This window comes from Bacillus sp. IT-79MI2, assembly GCF_949768135.1.
Classification (GTDB): domain Bacteria; phylum Bacillota; class Bacilli; order Bacillales; family Bacillaceae_G; genus Bacillus_A; species Bacillus_A pseudomycoides.
Map to the genome: position 1 here is coordinate 105,444 of NZ_CATKPV010000084.1, position 21,551 is coordinate 126,994.

The following is a 21,551-nucleotide window of genomic DNA, read 5'->3' on the forward strand; positions in this document are numbered from 1 at the left end:
AAACCCCCTCGTAATGTCTAGTAATCTAATTTGTTCAATAAAACCTCTGCCCTATGCTGAACCCCTTTAGAACTGTGTTTAGCTTTCACCACTGTAATACCTTGACCTTCAATGCTTTTCAATGACTTACTTGTCCAAGTTCCACTATCATTCACAAGATTTATAAGCAGTCGATCATAAATAGTTTTCCATTCACGAATTTCAAACGATGATAATATTAACATCGACAAAGAGCGATTTTCCCGTTCAATTTCTATAATGTTGAATTGTTTGCCATTCCCCAAATACATTTGAGCAATTACATAACGTCGCTTAGTGACATTATCACTCAATTTCGTAAATCTACGTTCACCGTGACCATCTGGCAACACATCCATAATTACTTGTATTGTTCCTATTATGGGATATTGCTCAAGTGCTTTGAGGACATTAATAAAATCTTGAAGCTCGCCTTGTGCATGAATTTCATGCAACATTTCATATTCTAGACCTCGTGCCAGCTGTTGAGCGAATAGAATCATGATCAATGTAGTTTTTCAAGAACTTTTTCATACCGTTCAGTAAACTCTTTTTGGTTTGATACGACTGGCCGCGCTTTTACCCCTAATACTTTGGCGTAAATATCATTGATTCCTATCCAAAGAAAAGAAATATCAAATATACCATCATCTTTAGAATGGTTAATTCGATTATATAAGCCCGTCACTGTTTCTCCTGGTTTCCCTAAGTTATATAACGTGTCGTTTGGAAATTGATCGCTCAATATTTTATAAAAAGAAATACCTGGCCTTCCCTCGGTTAGACTATCTCCAAATAGCGCTATTTTCATTTTTCTCTCCTCCATGACTCGTATTTCTCTACATGAAAACGAAATAAAAGGCGAGTATGAATTAAGACTTCTTGTTAGAAATAGATAACAAAAATATAGTGATTGCCTCTTCAAATAAACGTTGTAATTCTTCAGTTTCAATTGTGTGGATAAATTGACATAAGCCACCTAACCACGAACCTAATAGAATACTTGTCTTTTCAATATCTTCTATTTTAAATTCATCATTGCTAATTCCTTCTTTTAAAATATATTGATATGCTTGTAAGGGGATAATTGCTAATCCATATAGTTTCTGCACTGTAGAAGGGTTGGTGGTAGGATCTGATGCAAGTTCTTGACCAGCTCTTAATAAAGGAGCTTTGTAATTATAAAGAACGTGTCTAGCCATTCCATATAACTTTTCTGTCGCTGTTTGATATTTCTTTGTTGTTGTTTGCCATTTCTCATCCCATTGCTGCATACCCCTTTGCGCCAAATATACAAATAAGTTTTCTTTATTTTGATAATGATAATAAATATGTCCTTTGCTATAACCAGAGGCTTTCGCAATATCTTCAACAGAAGTCTTTGCATAGCCCTTTATAGAAAATAATTCGGTTGCTTTTTCAGCTATTACTCGTTTTGCTTGTTCACTGTCATAACGCCTTTTATTCAACGGTTTTCTCCTTTCGATTAAATTCATTAAAAATTGAACGATTGTTCTAATTGTAGTTTATGCAAACTTTCTATACTTAGCAACTACTAGAATAAAAAATGTAGTATTTGCGGAAATTAGATATTCATGTTGACTTAGTTATTTAAATTATTATATTTCCCCTATAAATACGGTGCGTGAAATTGCCTATTTTGCACGAACTTTAAATTCGTGTTTTTAATTCTCTTTACATATACTTGTAAAGAGCATGGAGGGATAGTAATGAGAATTGCGTACACAGAAACTGATGTGAACTTGTTAGCTCATCTAATGAAGGAAAAAGCAGTAGGACAACAAGGGATTCTGGATATTGGAAATGTCGGTGTAAACAGAGTGATGTGCGATTGTCTAGACTTTAAAGGAATTCCCGCAACCAACGAGAGCTGATTACCCAAAAGTATATACTGGAAAATAAATGTTTAATGATTCTCTATTGATAAAAAATCCCTTCACGTTTTGTGAAGGAATCATTATATTATTATGGATTCATTTGAAAATTCGGATTGAGAAATTCACCTTTTTATATAGCAAATTGTTGTTCATCATCATAAAAAATTAAGGCAAAACTAAAAGACATGAATCTGATACAATACCAGACTCATGTCCAAGAAGTTGCCTAATGAAATAAATTGTGCCTAGAGTTCATCATCCAAATCCTCTTCAATTAATCCATGATTCATGTTTTTTCCGTAAAATATTTCATCCATTTCTGTTTTTAATTTTTTTGTAATTTCCTCTTGTTCTTTCACGGATAATTTTTCTTGGGTATATCCAAATAGATAGTTGTTTAAGTCAAATTCTTTTCGTTTACATTTTGTATGAAAGATATGTTCTTGATATACATTAACATCAATCATATCATAGAGTTTTTTCACGTTATTTGGAATGTAATTTTGGATAGAACTTATTTCGTGGTCAATAAATAACTTGTTACCTGTTATATCTCTTGTAAATCCCCGAACGCGGTAATCAATTGTCATAATATCTGTATCAAATGAGTGGATAAGGTAATTTAATGCCTTAAGAGGCGAAATTTCACCGCATGTAGCTACATCAATATCTGCTCTAAAAGTGCTGATACCTTCATCTGGATGATATTCAGGATACGTATGAACCGTTATATGACTTTTATCTAACTGCATGACAACTGAATCTGGGAGCGGTCCAGGAGATTCAGTGAATGATTCTGTCGGCACTTCCACCACAGGACCTTCTGATACTAGTATGGTTACACTTGCCCCCTGTGGTACATAGTCTTGTTTAGCAATATTTAATACATGTGCACCTATAATATCTGAGACATTTTTTAAAATCTTAGTTAATCTGTCTGCATTATATTGTTCATCTATGTATTCTATATAAGATTCTCGTTCTTCTTTTGTTTTTGTATAGCAAATATCATACATATTAAAGCTTAATGATTTTGTGAGGTTATTAAATCCATGTAATTGAATCCGTTGTTCTGGTGTTAGTTTCATGATAAAATTCCCCATTCTTTTTTCTGATCAATAATATTTTATAAATCCTTTATGAAATATGGTTCCATTCTACAATTTTTTCATGCATATTCTTTTGAATTAGAATATATGATCTGTTTCTCATTTATTGGTACTGGTCAATTTTTATATTTTTTTATTTTATTGTAAATATACGGTAAATGAAATTTGAAACAACAACTATGTAGAATTGGATTTTAACAATCATTGTGACTTAATTAATCAAAAACAAAAAGATGTACAAACTCACGTTGTGTACATCTTTTTGTCTATGTCTGAAACGAATTAAATATGAGGTTATGTTCTATAATGGCCCCTAATTATATCCACTCAAAATATTATTTATTTAAATTTTTTTTCGTTACTTCACTTCTAATATTTACCTCTTTTGAGAATTCAGTATCGTTTGTTAGGTTATTCGGATATTTGTTTTTGCGTTTTGAATACAGATAAAATAGAGAGGTTCACTTGAATTATTACGCCAAATTCGTTCCCCTTCTTGTGCTATCCTAATAACAGTACCCTCTTTAATTTCAATGATTTCATCATCAATCTTAAATTGCCCTTGTCCCTTTTGTTGCTATCAAACCGAAGTAATCTGCAATATTTGTGGCAAAAGCGAAGACCCTTGATCAGAGAGCTTTCTGCTTGAATTGTTAATTGCGATATCTTTCCGGTATGGTTAATCCATTTCTTTCATCATCCCATGCTACGGAACTAATCTTCCAACCACTTGGAGTTTGAATAAACTGCATCGTTTTCATCCCCAATGTCTCGAATGAATCGCCATCCAACACTCCAGATTTTCGATATAAGCTGAAACGGTGAGCGATATTACCGAAAATCTCTGTAATTTCTTGTATTTCTTCTTCTTTGAAATCATTTAAGCGCCCTTCTCTTAATAGTTTTTCACGTGGATCGATAAATTGCTGAAGATTGTAAATATTTGGGATGGAATCCGTATTTTTAATGATCATTCCCTCTGGAATAAATAAATCATTGAGTACACGTACATTTGGTTCTTCTCCATTTTTGTTGGTAAATGCATTAAAGAATGCATCAGTTAATCGATCTAAACTTATTTTTTGATCTGATAATTTATATGTGTTATTTATATGGTTTTCTGTTCTACTATTATATGCAAAAAGTCTAAGCTCTTCAGGATCATTGGACAACTGAACTAATCTTTCAAACTGTAACCCTACTTTTTCAAGTAACTTGGCTGAAGGGTGATTGTCTTGAGTTGTGATTGCGACGATTCGATTTAATCCTAAAGTATCTTTACCATATGCCATTACAGCAGAAGCTGCTTCATAGGCATATCCTTTTTCCCAATACTTTGGAAGAAAGGCAAAACCAATATCCACATCTTCTAGGGTGTCTCTTTTTACTAGACCACAAATCCCAATTGGGATTTGATCTTCTTTTCTCTCTACCAAATAAAGACAAAATCCGAATTGCTCATACATACGAATTGGTCCATTCATAATGTAGTTACGTGCATCATCAATCGTTTTCACACCACGATCGCCTATAAATTGTAACCAAGAGGGATCATTGAGAAGCTCTAGGATAAACTCTACATCGTCGGTAGTTTGTAGGCGAAGGGTAAGCCGATTGGTTTCAAGAATTTTCATAGTAATACACCAGCCTCATAGTATTTATTTTAGTTGATATTGTATTCTTGTTGTATAAGACTTATTAGTAAGTAATTCAAAAAGATATTAAATAACTAAACTAGTATCAAAAGAGAAATAATTAAATGATTGATTCGATAAACTATTTCCCACTAAATGATGCTTTGGTCTTTTCTAAAAATGATTTAGTTCCTTCTTTGAAGTCCTCTGTGGATGCAATCAAACCAAAATAATCTGCACCGAGAAGAGCGGACTCTTCTAAAGTTAAATTGCTCCCCCTATGAATTGCCTCCCAGGTCATTTTTACTGCAATTGGAGCCTGAGACAGAATTTCTAGGATAAGAGTTTCTGATTCTGATAGTAACTGTTTAGGCTCAACAATCCTATTAACCAGTCCTATTCTATAAGCTTCTTCTGCGCTTATCGCGTTTCCAGTGAGTAACAGTTCTGCAGCACGTTCCTTACCTATAAGTCTGGGAAGTCTCGTAGTTCCACCAAAACCAGCAACAGCACCTATACGTACTTCAGGATGTCCTAATCTAGCATGATTTGCACATACACGGAGCGAACAGGATTCAGCTAACTCAAGCCCACCTCCTAGAGCGAAGCCATTGATAGCAGCAACAACTACTTTCCCCAATGACTCGATTTTATTAGTAACCGTAACAGCTAGCTGAGCTAAATCACGTACTTCTAGAGGAGTACTTTTATTAAGATACTTAATGTCTGCACCTGCGGAAAATGCCTTTTCCCCGGAACCGATAATGATCACTGCCTTTACACTTGAATCAATTTTAATCCTGTCTAAGATGGATGAAAGTTGTTCAAGAACATCTCGGTTTAATGCATTGAGTGCTTCCGGTCTGTTTATTGTAATTTTTGCGATTCCATTTTCTCCAGTGTAGAGAATGACATCTTTATTTATCATTTTAAACCCTCCAATAGTTTAGTGTATCGACACTGATTCCTTAACGTAAGGAAAATCAACTTTTTCATCCCAAAAATGGCAGAGTGTATGTGTATATTTTCGTTAAAATGTTAGCAGGACCTCTTTAACGGTAAAGATAGCTTGCGGGTCGGATGTATTGTTATCGCAGGAACAGCAACATGTCTTTGACGAACAGCTCCGGATACCGGAAGAGGAACCCATGCCCTGAATCTGGATAAATAATGAGCTGAGCATTCGGCATCCTCCTGATCAAGATTGGCACTATCAAATGAAACAATACCGTCATTCCCTTACTAAACGTGGCATTACACAAAGCATGTCCCGTAAAGGGAACTGTTACGATAACGCAGTAATTGAAAATTCCTTTGGTATCATGAAGTCAAAATTTATATATCGAAAAGAATTCAAGAGTATAGAACATTTTGAGCAAGAACTAGCAACGTATATAGTGTACTATAATTATAAAAGAATTAAGACAACTTCTTGGGGTCACTTCAAGGGAATCGGCTTTTTTCTTGTCGAAATTTACTTAGCTTGCAGTGGTCATATATTTTTAAGAATAACGGAAGAATATATAGAAAATGCTACATAAATGGGAAGTTTGATCAACTTAGGGGGGACAACATTGTTCAATCAGATAGTAAAAGCTGTACCCAATTTATTTACGATTGGAAATTTATTGTGTGGTGTTTTTTCAATTACCTTGAATATGAATGGCTTTTTGGAAGTAGCCTCCATTTTTATTTTCCTTTCAGCTGTTTTAGATTTTCTTGATGGAAGGATTGCGAGAAAATTAAAAGTGAACAGTGAGTTTGGCGTAGAATTGGATTCCTTAGCTGATATTGTTAGTTTTGGAGTTGCTCCTGCACTTCTATTTCATTCGATAGCAGCACCATCTATTTTAACTTCTTTGGCATTTATCCTTTTCCCAACGATGGGTGCTTTAAGATTAGCTAAATTTAGTGTTAAACCAACCATTGGATATTTTATGGGATTACCTATTCCAGCTGCTGGATTACCATTGGCTGGTATGGGATTGTTTTCATATAGCAATGCATGGATTACCTTAATCCTTGCTCTCTTAATGGTAAGTCCAATTAGGTTTAAAAAACTTTAATTGAGGTCCCGTCCCATCGCCATCAAGATATTGACCAATTACAGCCTGGTGAAACATATGAAATTCCTGAGATTTATATTGGAATGTATCAAAAACTTCCCGCAAGACTTATCCTATATAAATTAACTGAAACACAAATGAAACGTAGGCAAAAGGATTTAACATCTAAAGAACAGAAAAAACAAATTACCTATAAAGAACGCAGTAAACGTCTTAGTGTAATTACCTGTAAGCTTTTGTTCAACCTGCGTAATTAAGATTCAAATTTCATCCAATTTGGTACAATACGTTCAATATCTCCCCAAGCTATTTGGACATGCTAAAGAATGAGGTGACTGTTATGAAAGATGAAATATTAAAGTTAGTACCAGAGGCGGTAAAAAAGTTAATCCAGAAAGAAGTCAAAGAAAGAAACAAGAGTATCATTGATTTAATTATCGATGATGCAACTGCATATGAATTTGAACCAGAGCAAGTAGGTCCTTGTATCATGGCTGCTTATTATGCTTATGAGTCCGCGTCTTATCCTAGTGAAACGGAAGATGAATGGATGCGAATCTTAGTTTTTCACACGGCTACTCGTTCAGCAATGAAGCTTTTATCTTACGGTAAATTTAAAGCAAAACGATCAGAGAGTGGATGGATGAGGTATACAGATCATTGAATGATCCCGTTTTGAAGTAAGGAATTTCTATTAACTAACATATTCGCGGAAATTTCTTACTCCGGAATAAAATTTTTACAGAACATATGACTGTTTCGTACCCAATGGACGTTGTACACTTCGTTCAAAAAATGTTTTACGAAAAATTACACATGCCATACATCTTCTAACTAGCCCTGATATTTTGTTTTCTAATTAAATACAGTGCGTGAAATTAATGTTTGTATGCATGAAAAAGAACCCATCATTTACGAATAGGTTCTTTTTCTAGTGACTTGTATGATTAATGTGTATGGTTATATTTCGATAACAATGGAATTCGTTTTGCAATGGATGCATAAATTACAAATACCATTTGTGTTAATGGTTCTAATTTTCGCGTACTTTGCATTACTATGCCACAAGTTATAAATGATAGGAATGCTCCACCAATTATATCTGCTGGATAATGGACACCAACGTAAATACGTGAAACTCCAACTAGTACGGTCCAAATTAATGCAATATATTTTAATCTTTCCCCTCTCAATAGCATCGTAAATGCTATTGAAAATACAAGTACAGAATGATCACTTACAAATGATGAATCTACTGCATGTGGCACTAATTGATGAACATGATAAGTTACAAAAGGTCGTGCATGATAATATACTGCATGAATGAAAACATTTAATAGCAATGAAACTCCAACTGTAAGAACAGTATATACAACAGTATATTGTTTTTGAATTGCCATTTCTGTTTTTGCGTTACTAAACCATAAAATAAGCATGAAAAGAATCGCCACATAAGGCGCGCTATTCGTAATCATAATCATGATCTTATCTGAAATGATTGAGGTTCCCGCTAAATTATTAATCCATTGAAATACTGTGTAGTTCATATCTACCCTCTCCTTATGTTCATTACGTTCGTACTTTAAGAAAGTACAAGTTCTATTGGTTTACACAGTATACAACAGCAATATGAAAATACCTTGAAACTTTTCTCATCTATTTCTCATTTTCATGTAAAACATAAGGAAACGAAATTGTAACTGATGTACCTTCTCTCTCCTTACTTTCTAATATGATGTTTCCATTATATTTTTCTACAAGCCGTTTTGCGATGGAAAGCCCCAGTCCATTTCCGCCTTGTTTACGACTCCTTGCTTTATCTACTCTATAAAAACGATTAAGTACAAATGGTAAATCTGATTCGGGTATTCCAACGCCATGATCTACAATTCGTATAGCAATGTTATCTCTTTGCAAGTTTGTTTGAATACAAATGTACTTATCATTTGTTTTGGTATATTTAATTGCATTATCTAGTACGATAATAATTATTTGCTCTAAGTAAGATGCCGGTATAGACACGTATGCCCCTTCGGCATGTAATTGTATATCAAATTGAAATTCAGTTTGAAGAACCTCAAAGTTTTGAATTACTTGTTTTAACACAGTATTTACATGTACAGGCTCGACTGTTAATGAGGGCACTTGCTCTGATTCTGCCCTGGATAACTCTAATAATTCTGAGACTAATTTATTCAATCTATCCACTTCTTTTAAACTAGATTGAAGTGATTTTTGTAGAATAACAGGATCATCCTTTCCCCAACGGTTTAACATGGATAAATGTCCTTGAATAATTGTAAGGGGTGTTCGAAGTTCATGTGATGCGTCTTCAACAAACTGTTTTTGTTGTAAAAAAGACTTTTCTACATCATCCATTAATTCATTAAATAGAATGCCTAACTTTGCAAGTTCATCATTATTTTCCCGTATAGGAACTCTTTCTTTTAACCCGTTTGTTTTAATTCGATTCATCGTATCAGTTATATTCTGAACACTTAATAAAAGTTGTTTAGCAATGATCCTTCCACCTAAAAAACTAAGTATAAGTCCACCGATACCAGCTGCAACCATTACAACGAAAATGATTTTCAACAAATGATCGAACGCTTCTAAATTTTCCCCAACCTCAATTGTTCCCGTAAATGACGCTGTTTGAATCGGCATACGTTCAATTAAGATCCTATCTTCTAAATGCCTCTTTATATAAGTTTCAGGCTGAGTAACCGATTTAGGAGAAGCCCACCTCGGATTAAAATCACGAGAAATCGAGACAATTGGTTGTCCATCTTTATCTAAAATTCGAATAATCTGATGTTTATCATTCATATTATTAAGAAAGTCTTTACTGTTTTCAATTGTTTTGTTAGAAAGTGTTTCTTTTTTATCAGTAAAATATGCTGCTATTTCTTTCACTTGTCTGTTTATTTGTTTCTTTTCATAGTCTACTGTCCATTGATTAATCACAATAAACTGCAAAATATTATATAAAGCAAATAAAATAAATAATAACGTAGTTGACCAAAGAGTTAGCTTCCATTTTATCGGGAGATTTCGAATGCGCTGTGCAAAATTTTTGATCATCTCATCACATACCCAGCCCCTCTAACAGTCTGGATATACTCCTCCTTATCTACACCATGTAATTTGTTTCGTAAATAGCGAACATATACATCAACAATATTTGTTTCTACAATCGCATCGTAACCCCACACTTGCTCTAAAAGTATATCTCGTGTAAGTACGCGGTTAATATTCTTCATAAACATGAGTAATAACTCAAATTCTTTGTTCGTTAATTCAATGATTTCATCATTTTTTCTTAGCGTTCTTGATTCTACATGTAACTGTAAATCTTTAAAAGCAAGCAAAAGTGTTGACTTACTTTCTTCTTTTTGTTCGCGTCTAAATATAACACGTATTCGTGCAAGGAGTTCTTCAATTGCAAATGGCTTCGGTAAGTAATCATCAGCGCCGCTATCTAATCCTGTAACACGATCCATAATACTATCACGCGCTGTTAACATAATGATGGGAGTATTCTTCGTCGCACGCAGTCTACGACATACTTCAATCCCATTGAGTCCTGGTAACATCAAATCAAGAAGTATAATATCATAGTTCTTCTCTAGGGCTGCTTCCAATCCTTTTCGCCCATCGTATTGTACCTCTACTGCATATCCTTCATATTTTAATTCTAACTCTAAAAATTCAGCTAAACTTTCTTCATCTTCAATTATTAATATATGATGCAACCCTAATTCCTCCTATATTATCAAATGAATGATCAATCCTAATCCAAATAGAATCGCAATCATTTGATGTATGCTTCGATATAATACCGATTTTTTTCTGTCTTTAACCTTATTCAAAAAAATTCCAACAACTCCTAGCAATACCAAGCTACCAAAAGCAAATATGCCGCTGTAAATCTGTATCATATGGTGACTTCCCTTTATGAAAAAATAAACTCCATGTGTTGTTGCAACAGCTAATACAGCATAACCGATAAACATATGATATTTCTTTGCTAACATATATAATTCTTTCATATACTTGAATCCGGGTATTTTATTTTTGTGTAAAAACAGCCAAATATGACGTAAAAACCAAAGCGATGCAGCTGCAATCGCACCATATTCACCAAGAGAACCCAGATTTTTATTTACGCTTTTTAATCCTATTTGATCTCCTAGCATAAAGTTTACGATAAACATTGTAACACTAAATGCAATCACACAAGCTCCTGCGATCTTTATAAACAAATGAAAAATTTGACTCCCGAACGTTTTCTTCATTTTGCATCCCTCTTTCAATTTCAAAATATTGATACATTCCAGATTGTAGCAATTAAAAAAGAAAAAAGAATGAAAGAAAGATTAGAATAAGATGAGAAATACTGTATGTGAACTAAAAAATAAATTTCCCACTCTAATTTTTATATGTATAGATTCTCTTTCGCCAGTACAATTATCCTTTGAATAAAAGGTTCTTTTGCATTAGTATACGCCACTCGATCAAATGGATACTTCATAGCAAGCTCTTGTTTTAATTGCTTGTATTCCACACGTGCCCATTCATGATTTCTTATAAAATCACGAAATAATAAATTGTCTTCCCACTCTTGCCCCCATATGTATAGACGTGTAAATGATGTGTACCTGCTCTCCACTGACCTTTTCTAAAAAAACGCCTCTGTGGAAAATTCTCGTGAAAAATATATTCGTATTCTATTGTTTGCAATGGTTCTATCCAATGATCAACTAATTTTAAATCTTTAACACCTATCATCATATCAATGAGAGGTTTAGCATCTAACCCTTCTACTGACGTACTTCCGATATGTTCAATCGCTAAGATGTCCTTTTTTAGTAATGTGATAAATTTCTCTTTCTCCTTCACAAATTCCGTATGCCAATTTAAATTATACGGTTCAATGATTATTTCTTTATCCATCTCTTTCTCCTTTCATATTCATAATCTAGCTTTATAAGCCATCTTTTTTATTAACCAAAACAGGACTTTCAATATTTCTCTCGAATATATCAATGTTTAATCTGATTATATAAAATAAGAGGTGTAAAATGAACGAAATTCCGATTACAATTCATTTAGATGATGTGATTTTTAGATTAAAAGAATATCAAGATTTCGATTGGCTTCTAAATCTAGGTAAAGTATTTGCAGTATTCGATCAACAAGATTCAGGAAATATTTGCTTTGGTATCGAAAAAAACGGAAAGAAAAGAGTAGAAGTCAACGTTATGCATCAGTTGAGGAATTTTACTTAGCATGGGAATATGCTCGAAACAAATAATGATCCAAAAGTAATAACGGTCTTTATTATAATAATTAAAACATGAAGAAGTTACATTTTTTCTGTATAATACTTATAGTACTGAAAACTACAATAATGAGGCCTGTTAGATGAATTTTATATACATCAACCAAAACGTATTAAATAATTTACTTTACATTTTAAGTAGCGTCTTTGTTTTTTATTTTATATATGATAACGGAATGTTTTTCAAAAAACACAAAAAATCCCTTATTGTGATATGCACGAGTGTACCGTTAATTTTATGTATGAAATACCCTATATATATCGACGGAAATTGTGTTCATGATTTGAGACAGATTCCATTTTTCATAGGTACACTTTATGGCGGTTTGCCCGTTGGGATCGCCTTATTAACCATAATGTTATTGATTCGGTTTGTTTTTTATGGTGTGAACTTTTTAACAGTTATTGTTTATATTACAATGCTAGTTTTCACAGCCTTTTCTTCTTCTAAATTTAAGCAACTAAACCGAAGAAAAAAACTTATTATGTCAATGGTTTTACCTTTTTTCCTTGCTATACTAACAACTTTTATCGTTGTGATTTTATCGGATTTTCCAATTACAAAATCATATATTACTTATTTTATTCTACTCCCTCCTGTTATCATGCTATTTGTTGTATATACGAATGAAGTTTTAAGAGATGCCGTTATGATGAGATCCAAATTAGTAAAAATGGAAAAGATGGAGGTTGTGAGTCAACTTGCTGCGAGTATTTCACATGAAGTTAGAAATCCTCTTACCGTCGTAAAAGGATTTACGCAGCTCCTGAAAACTCCAGATTTATCACAAGAGTCGCGAGAGCAATATATTGAACATATTCTTGGAGAGCTAAACCGTGCTCAAGTAATCATCGATGATTACTTAACATTTGCTAAACCCGCATCACAAAAAGTTGATAACATTGTAATAGACCAAGAATTAAAAAGAGTAATAAGTATGATGATGCCCCTATGTAATATGAATTCTATAAATATTTCCGAAAAATTAGTAACAGGTTCCATTACTGGGAATACACAACATTTCCAGCAATGCTTTTTAAACTTAATAAAGAATAGTATTGAAGCGATGCCAAATGGTGGGAAACTAAGTGTCAAGTCATCTGTTTTTGAAAACAAAATTATTATTGTTATTAAGGATAGCGGAATTGGTATGACACAAGAGCAAATAAATCGATTTGGTGAACCGTATTTTAGCACAAAAGCAAAAGGAACAGGTTTAGGTACGATGGTCGCAGTAAAAATCATTGAAACGATGAATGGCACTTTAAATATAAATAGTATTGTTAATAAAGGAACCACTTTAACGATTACATTTCCACAAAATAATGAGATTACTTAATAAACACTAACATTTTGATTTAAAAGGAGCCCCCCACGTTCCTTTTTATTTTTCACTATATAAAGGATACATTGGTAATGTAAAACCTTAATATTGACTTAACTTAACATAAAGTTGGTGTTGCTCTCGTCTTTATTAAAGGATAAAAAAATCAATTTTTTCAAAAGGTCCATTAGGAGATTCGCTTTTCATCCCTGTAAAAGGTTCTGACTATACCCAGCTTGAAGGTATTCCTTCTTTACTCCATTTTTTATTACCTAACATAGTTGTACCACTACTCGCATATTTACGCTTTAGATTTTACATTCGAAAGACTCAATCCGCATCAATCACCGGTACACAAAAATAATTCGAAATATTTAGTAGGGGTAACTTGAGCGCTTACTACTCTTTAACATATCAATTATAAAAAGGAGCATGATAGCTCCTTTCCCATTGAATTTTTGGCACAATAAACGTATATAACTTCGAAATAAATATACTTTTTTATGGGTAAAGAAAAAGTCTCATCTCGGTATGAATAAAAGCAAACTGCTGAATCATTTCATTTAAGCACTTCGCTGCTTTTGTAGGAATTTGATGTTTTACGTTATCAATGAATTTCAATTCATTACATGGCAATTTTCCTCTATTTGGTATTCAAAATTCACACATGTAAGTACAGGAGGATGAATAAAAACAATAGGAACCCCTTTTCCCTTAACAATATAATACAGACTACTACCGTCCACATCCAACATTGGCATGTATGTAACCACCTCAACAATCTAAAATCATTCCCAACTCTTTTTCAAGAAAAAAGTAGCTCTAAAAAATGATGCATACTAAAAATTGATTTTAGTACATGAGTATTCTCCTTTTGTTATTAATTTCTTTATAATTCGTTAACTATAAGCTGTCGATATTACTCTGCTATACGTTCCTGATAACGTTGAAGCTGATTTTCGTTTTGAAAAAAATGAATTTAGTCGCTCCTCAAGTTTTCTTTTTAATCTTTTCATTTATTTAGATAGAAAAAAGATGGTTTTTTATTTTGAATGTTATGCTATACATAACCTCATTCAGTACACTTGAAGATGTGTCTTTTCACTCATTTCTGTTATTATGTGGCACTTCTTTTTTTCTATTCTGGCAACTATTTATAATAAAATTCGATAGATTTTGTTCCATAAATTACATGAAAAATGAATACTCTTAACTTCTTGATGTCACTATTCAATTCTGGAAGAAGAACTCAGCAAATGTTTAAATTATTTAGAAATAGACGGAATAACAATAGAAGCTGGATTTGGTTTTCTTTACTAGGATTAGGAACATTTTTTAGTGTAGTAGCAACACGTAATTTAAATATGATGAAACCTATTCAACGTTTGTTCCAAGGTGTTCAAAATACGACAAAAACATTTATTCCATCCAAAGTAAATTTGGCAAATATAGAGTTTTCTGATGAAATTACGCCTAACAGTCAAAAGAAACAAGGTAATCAAAACCAATAACTATCGTGAATAATAAAAACTCACCTTTTAGCCACAAGTATTTATAATATAAAAAAAGGAGCATAGCAGCTCCTTTTTTTATATTGAATCTCGTATTGATACTAAAAAAGTATCTTTAATAGTTTTTCTGATTACATAATTCTGTGACGAATGATTAAAAAAATGGATATTTTTTAATACCCTCAGCCCCAGCAGCTGCATCCAACAATAATTAATAAAATAAATAACACAACTAATAACGCAAAACCTCCACCAAAACCACAAGAACCACCGAAACTCATATTTTCTCCTCCTTTTAGTATAAAACTAATGGGTAATGAAATTGATCGTTTATTAACAGGTTCGTATTATACAGTATGTTTCTATGTCATTTTTGAGCATGTCTTGGATAAATTTAAAAAGACACTCCTCTGAGTGCCTAAATTTTATCCCAATAACATCGAGAAAACTTACAATGGATACCAAAACCCTTTGAAAATATTGAACTTTAGGTAAATGGCCAGTACTAAAATTATAATGCCGATAACGAGCCCTAGATAATCCTCTTGTTTTGCTTTTGTTGTAAAATACCATGTTCGCTTCTCTTTTCTTCCGAATCCTCGTAAATCCATTGCATTTGAAACAGTATCGATTCGCTCTAAAGAATGAATAACAAGTGGCCAAAAGATGAGTATCCGATTTTTAATACGTGCCCAAAAACTCGCCTCTCCTCTTTCAAATGGTACACCTCTTGCTTCTTGAGCGTGCTTAATCAATTTGTATTCCGCTTGTATATTCGGTATATTAGTCCTATATGTAAAAGAAAATTAAATTATGCGTCTTCACTTCCTTTCTTCCCAATAAAAAATGACCTCTTCTATAAGAGGTCATTGGCGTATGGAGATATGATCCTCTTATCTTTCAAAAGACAATATGCCTTTTTCGGAATTAGCACCTTCCTATTTTGTATAAATAGGGGTTGCTGAGATTTCATAGGGCCGTTCCCTCCACCTCTCTGGATAAGTATTCGTTTGTAATTTGTATTATTGCATTAACACAAATGAATTTCAACATTTTTCTTACTATTTTTATTTTCATATGAAATAACCGAATAAATCATCGTATTCTTATCGGAATTACGGAATAATTGATGTAACAAAACATGTTAACGGGAGGAATTGGACATGAAAGTAATATCCTCGCTAATCTCTATTGTAAAGTCCCTGTCATAGGTGGCGTTGCTGCATGAGAAGCAACTTGCTCACTTTGAAACATTGGTAAATAAATTGTAACCGATGTTCCTACTCCTACCTCACTCATAATACTAATTCTTCCTTGATGACTTTCAATGATTTTATAACTGAGCATTAACCCAATACCCGTTCCTTTTTCTTTCGTACTATAAAAAGGTTCGCCAAGCCTTTTTATTCTTTCTTCAGGAATTCCTATGCCCTCATCTACCATATTAATAATAACTTCCTCACGCTCTGATTTTTTCACAGAAATAAAGATTGTCCCACCATCTGGCATTGCTTCAATGGAGTTTTGTAAAATATTAATAAAAACTTGTTTTAATTGATTTTCGCAGCAATCAATCATTAATTCTTTTGATTCTATATGCAGATCAATTTGAATATTTGTCATGATCGCCCTTGTGTTGATTAACGAAACAACATTTCTTAATATCGAACAAATATTTTTCTTTTCAGTTGGAATAACATCAGTCTTTGCGATCGATAAAAACTCATGAAGTATAGATTCAATTCTTTCAATTTCTGATAACATAAGACCAAAATATTTATCTTGATCTTCTTGGTTAATTTGAAATAATTGAATAAACCCTTTGATTACGGTTAATGGATTTCTAACTTCATGTGCTACCCCGGCAGCTAACTGTCCAATTGCTGCAAGTGTATCTGATTTATTCAATAACTCCTCAGTCTTTTTCCGCTCGGTAATATCTCGAACGATTATCATAATCTTATCTTGTAAGAGTGGTAAACATCTAGCTTCAAAGAAACTAACACTTCCTTTAAGTGTTAACGGATATTCAACAATAACTGTCGATTCCTTTTGTTGTACTTGATGAATTGTTTCTTGAAATTGCTGTGATACGGGTGAAGGCAAGACCTCATAAAACTTTTTCCCCATAAAAGATTCTGCAGGTACGTAAAACTTAGCTGGTGAACCGGCTTTATAATCTATAATTGTTCCATCAGCTTCAGTTAAAAAACACAAATCAGGTAATGCTTTGAAAATAAGCTCTAGCTCAGAGGTTTGCTGCTTTAATTGTTCTTCAATTCCTTTTCGATGAGTAATATCAACTCCAACTGCCCAATAACTATAACCAGGTACTGGGAACTGTTCCGAAATATTTGACCACATTATTGTTTTTATTTCTCCATTTTTGCATGTTAAATTCATTTCCCAATCTCGAAAACTTTTTCCGCAAATCGAAAATTTCTTTTGAAGTTGTCTGCGATAACTTCCATCAGGATATAGCAGTTCAAGTGCTTTGGGATTTCCAACGATTTCTTCTGCAGCATAGCCTGTTACGAGCTCACATTCACGATTCCATAATATAAAATTCCCATCTTTATCAAGAGCATCGACCAAAATGGGCATATTTTGTAAAATTGTATGTAGCTGTTCTTCTTTTTGAGAAAGTAAATGTATATTTTTTGTTTGGTTTTGAAGTTTACTCATTGCACCATCTACAATGAGATTTGAAAGCATTTCGAAGTATTTATAACAAGTACGGATGTCATTTTTAATTGCACAAACAATAAATGATCCAAGGTGTTGCTCATGTAAAAAGATAGGGATTTCAATTTTTGTAAGTTGTATATTTTCTTCTTGATTCATACCAAATGAAAAAACACATTCCATATTTTGATCAAGAAGTTGATGTGAAATGTTTGTTAATTTATAAAATTGTTCTGCCATGGTTTCTATTGTGTTCACATCAATGAGTTCCAATAGCCGCGCATTCATTCTCTTTCCACCTCTATATGTAAATTTAATACCAATTTTTACTCACGCCTCTCCATTATACGAATAATGTTCTCATAGGTATATAGCAAGAGCATAATTATTCGAAAAAATTTTATTTTTCAATTAAAAATTATTTAAAATGATATATAATCTTATATAAATATGTAATGATCTAAATATTCACAAAATATTCACAAAATATTTGAAAATCATATACAATTCTTCTAATATATTCTATATAATAAAGTGCAATAAGGCTTCTATAAATCTCATAGAATACCTTACCCCTAATAAAAAAATAAAAAAGAATCCTTGATGGATTCTTTTTTATTTTTTTACCATGACATATTGATAAAGAGCATGTGCAACTCCATGTTCTTCATTCGATAATGTTTCATAGTGACAAATCCGTTTAATTTCGTCCACTGCATTTCCCATTGCGATAGATATATGTGCCTTTTCCATCATAGAAATGTCATTTAGCCCATCACCTATTGCAACAGTATTTTCCACCGAAATGTTAAGATGTTTCGCTAAAGTATACAAACCATTCCCCTTTTGGGCATCACAATGATTAATCTCTAAATTATGCCAATACGAAGCAGTAATTGCTAGCTCTGTATTATGTTGAAAATGTTTTTTTAACTTTTGTAATTTCTCTATATTATAGGAAAATGGTAAAAGTTTATGCACATGAATCTCTTCTTCTAATATCGATTTACAACTTTCTATTATATGAAACGCTGTATGTTCAAGATACAATGCTGCGATGACTTCAAGCTCTTGCTGATCAATCTCTTTATTTGATCTTTTTATCCATTCTATTTCATGATTTACACTTTCTTCACCATACGCCGGAACGTATACACCTCGATCTGTATACAGTTGATAATACATGCGATTTTGTTCAAGATACTCAACAATTTCAAATGCTTGTGTATTTTGAATTGGGTATCGCTTCATCATTTTTTGATCCGTATAAATAAGAGCGCCGTTTTCCGCGATAATAGGACATTGTAAATCAGATTCCAGTAGTAGACGTTCAATATCTACGATAGAACGTCCTGTACAAATCGCCACCACATGCCCCTGCTCCTGACATTTCCGAATAGCTTCTGCATTTTCTTTACTAATCATTTTATTTCCTGAAAGAAGAGTTCCATCTAAATCAATTGCAATTAGTTTCATTGGTCCGTCACCACTTTCTATAAATAAACATGCTCGTATAAAGTGAAGACAAATAATCAGTGGAGCCCACTAATTATTTGTCTTCACTAATCGAGATTTTACAGGTATTTGATTCCTCCATTTCCTTCCACTGAGATTTAAGGCGGATGTCTTCCTGTTCACAAATAGCGAGATAAATACACAAATGAGGTATCGTTTCCATATTCACTTTGTCAAACATAACTTAGTTATAATTTATGAAAAGCGTTTCAGGTCAAGAAATATTTTTTAGTTCGTTAAAAAAAACTTATTAAAAAAATGAAAACTCCTACTTAGAATAGGAGCTTTCATTTTTTTAATATGCTTCATTTCTTTAAAAGGATAGGAAACCGCTTTAACGTTTGTTCATTCTCTAATATACAGTTCTTTAAATGAAAGGATGGTGAAAGCTCTAGCTTTTTAAAATTCCTAATAAACGTAGTTAATGCAACTTCAGCTTCTAAACGAGCAAGTGGTGCACCTAAACAAAAGTGAGGCCCTTTGCCAAATGTTAAATGTTTTTCATTTCCAGGTCGATGTAAATCAAAGCAATCTGCTTGTGGAAATTTATTTTCATCTAAGTTGGCAGCACTTATCCACGTAACAAGCATTTGTCCTTTTTTCATTTTCGGTCCAAATATTGTTGTATCTTCCGTTATAGTACGGGCTAATGTAACAGGGAAACGATAACGTAGTACCTCTTCTATCGCTTTAGAAATCAGCTCTGGACTTTCACTTAATTCTTTGTATACCTTAGGTGTATCTACTAAAAAGCAATAAAAGCTATTAATAATAAGGTTTGTAGTGGTTTCATTCCCTGCGGCTAAAAGTCCTAATGAAAATGTAACAATTTCCTCATCAGTCAATCTTTCTCCCTCATACTCTGCTCTGATCAGGTCTGAAATAATATCTTCTTTCAAATGGTATCGTTTCTCTTGAACAATCGGGAGAAGATAAGATTTAAATTCATGTAACGCAACTTCTTTCTGCTTATCTAAATCGCTAAATTTCTCTTTACTATATGGCATAAATAAAATATCTGACCACATCTTAATTTTTTTTCTATCTGTTGTTGGAACACCTAATAAATCAGAAATAACGGTTACAGGTAGAATTGCAGCAAACTGCTCTACAATATCAATTTCATCATAATTATTCATATCTTTCACAAGTTCATTTGCAATTGCTTGTATCTGTGGCTTCCACTGCTGAAGACTTCTTGGAGTAAATGCCTTTGAAACAATTGAGCGAACATTGCGATGCTCTGGAGGATCAGAAGAGTTTAAATTTACTCTTGTTTCTAAAGGCGGGACGGAAAATTGACGACGATCTCTTTTGCTTGAAAATAGGCGATAATCAGATAAAACACGGTTCACATCATCATATAAAAAAACATTCCATACATCCTGCTCCGCATCATAATAGACCGGATGATTTTCCCTCATATGCTTATACCACTCATAAGGGTTCCACAGCTCTTCTTTTGTTTTGAGCTTTGAAATTTCATGAACCAAAATTACATTTTCAGGCGAATTCATAGTTCTTTCCTCCCTTTTCTTTTAAAATAAAAAGTAATAGGTAGGCAGTTCAAAGATGTATAGACTAACATATGTTATTTTAACATATATAAAGGAGATATTTACGGATAAAAACTTGAGAAAAAAATTAGGGGGATACATATGTATGTTGATATTTTACTACTCGCAGAATTAACTTCTGGACCGAAGTATGGTTATGAAATAAAGAAAAATATTCAAAATCGTCTTGGAGAAAATTTTGAATTGAATCATAACATGCTCTATCCAGCTCTTCGTCGTTTTGAAGATATGGGAGCAATTACAAAAAAGATCCATCAACAAATAGGTAAACCAAACCGTAACATTTATGCATTAACTCCTACAGGTGAAGAAATCTTTTATGAAATGATGCGAGAGTTTCCAGAGAAACTAGCTGCTAATGATACTGAATTTCTTGTGCGTGTTGCACTGTTTGAGAAACTGGATTACGAAGCTCGAAAAGAAGTTTTAACGACTCGTCAAAATGTGCTATACAAACAATTAGCCTCCATTCAATCTTTAGCTGAGACATCACTTTTTATTTCTGAGGTCATACAGTATGGTAAATCACGTATTGAACATGAGCTAGCTTGGATTACCTCTCTCATGAAAAAAATATAAAAAATGACAAAAAATAAAACACAGTGAATGAAAATGAAATTTATTATCAATACTATAATTAATAAAAGGGCAACCAGCTGCGGTTACCCTTTATCATTTAGGCTTCAGGAATGAAGGTTTTGCAATCCGTTTCTTCCGTTGTAGATGCTTTGTTACCTTTATGGCTCACTACATAAATTGCATCTGCGTTACATTTGTTTCCGTTATCCCAATATTTACAGTTGTTTACTTCACATAAAACATCTTGTGCCATAAGTATCACACCTCCTTATTCTTTTATCATTAACAAA

The 21,551-nt window shown here is 32.9% G+C and carries 20 protein-coding genes, 7 pseudogenes and 1 riboswitch; of the genes and pseudogenes, 9 read left to right on the forward strand and 18 right to left on the reverse strand.

Annotation, left to right across the window (positions count from 1 at the left end; genetic code table 11):
• Positions 1-17: 17 nt before the first annotated feature.
• From ACM6HU_RS21640 to ACM6HU_RS21650, 3 genes are all read right to left on the reverse strand, one after another.
• Complete coding sequence (locus tag ACM6HU_RS21640) at positions 18-521, reverse strand: Tn7-like element transposition protein TnsE (protein ID WP_255255010.1); 504 nt, start codon at positions 519-521, stop codon at positions 18-20.
• 2 nt (positions 522-523) lie between these two features.
• Positions 524-829, reverse strand: coding sequence for an SGNH/GDSL hydrolase family protein (locus ACM6HU_RS21645; RefSeq protein WP_016114994.1), 306 nt, complete (start codon positions 827-829; stop codon positions 524-526).
• Between the two features lie 61 nt (positions 830-890).
• Entirely contained in the window at positions 891-1,487 is a 597-nt protein-coding gene (locus ACM6HU_RS21650) for a TetR/AcrR family transcriptional regulator (protein ID WP_016114995.1), read from the reverse strand.
• 261 nt (positions 1,488-1,748) lie between these two features.
• Between ACM6HU_RS21650 and ACM6HU_RS21655 the strand changes: the two are divergent.
• Positions 1,749-1,921, forward strand: a pseudogene (locus ACM6HU_RS21655) (cell wall hydrolase); the annotation flags it as partial.
• Between the two features lie 240 nt (positions 1,922-2,161).
• On the opposite strand, the gene speD reads toward ACM6HU_RS21655, so the two are convergent.
• The 4 genes and pseudogenes from speD to ACM6HU_RS21675 form a co-directional block, all read right to left on the reverse strand.
• On the reverse strand, positions 2,162-3,004 hold the full coding sequence (speD, locus tag ACM6HU_RS21660) for an adenosylmethionine decarboxylase (protein WP_016114997.1): 843 nt from the start codon (positions 3,002-3,004) through the stop codon (positions 2,162-2,164).
• 457 nt (positions 3,005-3,461) lie between these two features.
• Positions 3,462-3,596, reverse strand: a pseudogene (locus ACM6HU_RS21665) (cupin); the annotation flags it as partial.
• A gap of 547 nt (positions 3,597-4,143) precedes the next feature.
• Positions 4,144-4,659 (reverse strand): annotated as a pseudogene (locus ACM6HU_RS21670) (GNAT family N-acetyltransferase); the annotation flags it as partial.
• Between the two features lie 142 nt (positions 4,660-4,801).
• Positions 4,802-5,587, reverse strand: a complete 786-nt coding sequence (locus ACM6HU_RS21675; protein ID WP_016114999.1) for an enoyl-CoA hydratase/isomerase family protein — start codon at positions 5,585-5,587, stop codon at positions 4,802-4,804.
• Between the two features lie 268 nt (positions 5,588-5,855).
• Between ACM6HU_RS21675 and ACM6HU_RS21680 the strand changes: the two are divergent.
• From ACM6HU_RS21680 to ACM6HU_RS21695, 4 genes and pseudogenes are all read left to right on the forward strand, one after another.
• Positions 5,856-6,083: pseudogene (locus ACM6HU_RS21680) on the forward strand (integrase core domain-containing protein); the annotation flags it as partial.
• Positions 6,084-6,233: 150 nt separating this feature from the next.
• Entirely contained in the window at positions 6,234-6,725 is a 492-nt protein-coding gene (gene pssA, locus ACM6HU_RS21685; RefSeq protein WP_016115000.1) for a CDP-diacylglycerol--serine O-phosphatidyltransferase, read from the forward strand.
• A gap of 23 nt (positions 6,726-6,748) precedes the next feature.
• A pseudogene (locus ACM6HU_RS21690) lies at positions 6,749-6,949 on the forward strand (IS4 family transposase); the annotation flags it as partial.
• A 116-nt stretch (positions 6,950-7,065) separates the two neighbouring features.
• On the forward strand, positions 7,066-7,389 hold the full coding sequence (locus tag ACM6HU_RS21695; RefSeq protein ID WP_016115001.1) for a hypothetical protein: 324 nt from the start codon (positions 7,066-7,068) through the stop codon (positions 7,387-7,389).
• 283 nt (positions 7,390-7,672) lie between these two features.
• Here the strand turns inward: ACM6HU_RS21695 and ACM6HU_RS21700 are convergent, their stop codons facing one another.
• The 5 genes and pseudogenes from ACM6HU_RS21700 to ACM6HU_RS21720 form a co-directional block, all read right to left on the reverse strand.
• Positions 7,673-8,272 (reverse strand): undecaprenyl-diphosphatase, encoded by a 600-nt coding sequence (locus ACM6HU_RS21700; RefSeq protein ID WP_414848431.1) that lies wholly within the window; start codon positions 8,270-8,272, stop codon positions 7,673-7,675.
• A gap of 109 nt (positions 8,273-8,381) precedes the next feature.
• Positions 8,382-9,809 (reverse strand): HAMP domain-containing histidine kinase, encoded by a 1,428-nt coding sequence (locus tag ACM6HU_RS21705; protein ID WP_016115003.1) that lies wholly within the window; start codon positions 9,807-9,809, stop codon positions 8,382-8,384.
• Entirely contained in the window at positions 9,806-10,480 is a 675-nt protein-coding gene (locus tag ACM6HU_RS21710) for a response regulator transcription factor (RefSeq protein WP_016115004.1), read from the reverse strand. The genes ACM6HU_RS21705 and ACM6HU_RS21710 overlap by 4 nt, the downstream gene beginning before the upstream one ends.
• A 12-nt stretch (positions 10,481-10,492) precedes the next feature.
• Entirely contained in the window at positions 10,493-11,023 is a 531-nt protein-coding gene (locus tag ACM6HU_RS21715; protein ID WP_016115005.1) for a hypothetical protein, read from the reverse strand.
• A gap of 140 nt (positions 11,024-11,163) precedes the next feature.
• A pseudogene (locus tag ACM6HU_RS21720) lies at positions 11,164-11,681 on the reverse strand (GrpB family protein).
• A 128-nt stretch (positions 11,682-11,809) separates the two neighbouring features.
• Here ACM6HU_RS21720 and ACM6HU_RS21725 point away from each other — a divergent pair.
• The 3 genes from ACM6HU_RS21725 to ACM6HU_RS21735 all read left to right on the forward strand — a co-directional run bounded on the left by ACM6HU_RS21725 (position 11,810) and on the right by ACM6HU_RS21735 (position 14,905).
• A complete protein-coding gene (locus ACM6HU_RS21725) occupies positions 11,810-12,016 on the forward strand; it encodes a hypothetical protein (protein ID WP_016132833.1) in 207 nt (68 codons plus the stop codon).
• 136 nt (positions 12,017-12,152) lie between these two features.
• A complete protein-coding gene (locus tag ACM6HU_RS21730) occupies positions 12,153-13,409 on the forward strand; it encodes a sensor histidine kinase (RefSeq protein ID WP_016115008.1) in 1,257 nt (418 codons plus the stop codon).
• 1,184 nt (positions 13,410-14,593) lie between these two features.
• Positions 14,594-14,905 (forward strand): hypothetical protein, encoded by a 312-nt coding sequence (locus ACM6HU_RS21735; RefSeq protein WP_016115010.1) that lies wholly within the window; start codon positions 14,594-14,596, stop codon positions 14,903-14,905.
• Positions 14,906-15,087: 182 nt separating this feature from the next.
• Here ACM6HU_RS21735 and ACM6HU_RS21740 read toward each other — a convergent pair whose 3' ends face one another.
• The 5 genes and pseudogenes from ACM6HU_RS21740 to ACM6HU_RS21760 form a co-directional block, all read right to left on the reverse strand.
• Positions 15,088-15,186 carry a YjcZ family sporulation protein gene (locus ACM6HU_RS21740; protein ID WP_016115012.1) on the reverse strand — a complete coding sequence of 33 codons (99 nt, stop codon included), beginning with the start codon at positions 15,184-15,186 and terminating at the stop codon, positions 15,088-15,090.
• A 168-nt stretch (positions 15,187-15,354) separates the two neighbouring features.
• A pseudogene (locus ACM6HU_RS21745) lies at positions 15,355-15,711 on the reverse strand (energy-coupling factor transporter transmembrane component T family protein); the annotation flags it as partial.
• A gap of 84 nt (positions 15,712-15,795) precedes the next feature.
• Positions 15,796-15,910: riboswitch (SAM riboswitch) on the reverse strand.
• 183 nt (positions 15,911-16,093) lie between these two features.
• On the reverse strand, positions 16,094-17,878 hold the full coding sequence (locus ACM6HU_RS21750) for an ATP-binding protein (protein WP_414848432.1): 1,785 nt from the start codon (positions 17,876-17,878) through the stop codon (positions 16,094-16,096).
• A gap of 327 nt (positions 17,879-18,205) precedes the next feature.
• Positions 18,206-19,066 carry an HAD family hydrolase gene (locus ACM6HU_RS21755; protein ID WP_016115017.1) on the reverse strand — a complete coding sequence of 287 codons (861 nt, stop codon included), beginning with the start codon at positions 19,064-19,066 and terminating at the stop codon, positions 18,206-18,208.
• A 344-nt stretch (positions 19,067-19,410) separates the two neighbouring features.
• Positions 19,411-20,622: a cytochrome P450 gene (locus tag ACM6HU_RS21760; protein ID WP_275857679.1), complete on the reverse strand. Its 1,212-nt coding sequence runs from the start codon at positions 20,620-20,622 to the stop codon at positions 19,411-19,413.
• Positions 20,623-20,763: 141 nt separating this feature from the next.
• On the opposite strand from ACM6HU_RS21760, the gene ACM6HU_RS21765 reads away from it, so the two are divergent.
• Positions 20,764-21,261, forward strand: a complete 498-nt coding sequence (locus tag ACM6HU_RS21765; RefSeq protein ID WP_016115019.1) for a PadR family transcriptional regulator — start codon at positions 20,764-20,766, stop codon at positions 21,259-21,261.
• A 97-nt stretch (positions 21,262-21,358) separates the two neighbouring features.
• On the opposite strand, the gene ACM6HU_RS21770 is transcribed toward ACM6HU_RS21765, so the two are convergent.
• Complete coding sequence (locus ACM6HU_RS21770; RefSeq protein WP_016115020.1) at positions 21,359-21,514, reverse strand: DUF1540 domain-containing protein; 156 nt, start codon at positions 21,512-21,514, stop codon at positions 21,359-21,361.
• Between the last annotated feature and the right edge of the window lie 37 nt (positions 21,515-21,551).

Coding starts and splice junctions, on each gene's coding strand:
- ACM6HU_RS21640 (WP_255255010.1), bottom strand. CDS start 521: ATGATTCTATTCGCTCAACAGCTGGCACGAGGTCTAGAATATGAAATG.
- ACM6HU_RS21645 (WP_016114994.1), bottom strand. CDS start 829: ATGAAAATAGCGCTATTTGGAGATAGTCTAACCGAGGGAAGGCCAGGT.
- speD (WP_016114997.1), bottom strand. CDS start 3,004: ATGAAACTAACACCAGAACAACGGATTCAATTACATGGATTTAATAAC.
- ACM6HU_RS21675 (WP_016114999.1), bottom strand. CDS start 5,587: ATGATAAATAAAGATGTCATTCTCTACACTGGAGAAAATGGAATCGCA.
- ACM6HU_RS21695 (WP_016115001.1), top strand. CDS start 7,066: ATGAAAGATGAAATATTAAAGTTAGTACCAGAGGCGGTAAAAAAGTTA.
- ACM6HU_RS21700 (WP_414848431.1), bottom strand. CDS start 8,272: ATGAACTACACAGTATTTCAATGGATTAATAATTTAGCGGGAACCTCA.
- ACM6HU_RS21705 (WP_016115003.1), bottom strand. CDS start 9,809: ATGATCAAAAATTTTGCACAGCGCATTCGAAATCTCCCGATAAAATGG.
- ACM6HU_RS21715 (WP_016115005.1), bottom strand. CDS start 11,023: ATGAAGAAAACGTTCGGGAGTCAAATTTTTCATTTGTTTATAAAGATC.
- ACM6HU_RS21725 (WP_016132833.1), top strand. CDS start 11,810: ATGAACGAAATTCCGATTACAATTCATTTAGATGATGTGATTTTTAGA.
- ACM6HU_RS21730 (WP_016115008.1), top strand. CDS start 12,153: ATGAATTTTATATACATCAACCAAAACGTATTAAATAATTTACTTTAC.
- ACM6HU_RS21735 (WP_016115010.1), top strand. CDS start 14,594: ATGAATACTCTTAACTTCTTGATGTCACTATTCAATTCTGGAAGAAGA.
- ACM6HU_RS21740 (WP_016115012.1), bottom strand. CDS start 15,186: ATGAGTTTCGGTGGTTCTTGTGGTTTTGGTGGAGGTTTTGCGTTATTA.
- ACM6HU_RS21750 (WP_414848432.1), bottom strand. CDS start 17,878: ATGAATGCGCGGCTATTGGAACTCATTGATGTGAACACAATAGAAACC.
- ACM6HU_RS21755 (WP_016115017.1), bottom strand. CDS start 19,066: ATGAAACTAATTGCAATTGATTTAGATGGAACTCTTCTTTCAGGAAAT.
- ACM6HU_RS21760 (WP_275857679.1), bottom strand. CDS start 20,622: ATGAATTCGCCTGAAAATGTAATTTTGGTTCATGAAATTTCAAAGCTC.
- ACM6HU_RS21765 (WP_016115019.1), top strand. CDS start 20,764: ATGTATGTTGATATTTTACTACTCGCAGAATTAACTTCTGGACCGAAG.
- ACM6HU_RS21770 (WP_016115020.1), bottom strand. CDS start 21,514: ATGGCACAAGATGTTTTATGTGAAGTAAACAACTGTAAATATTGGGAT.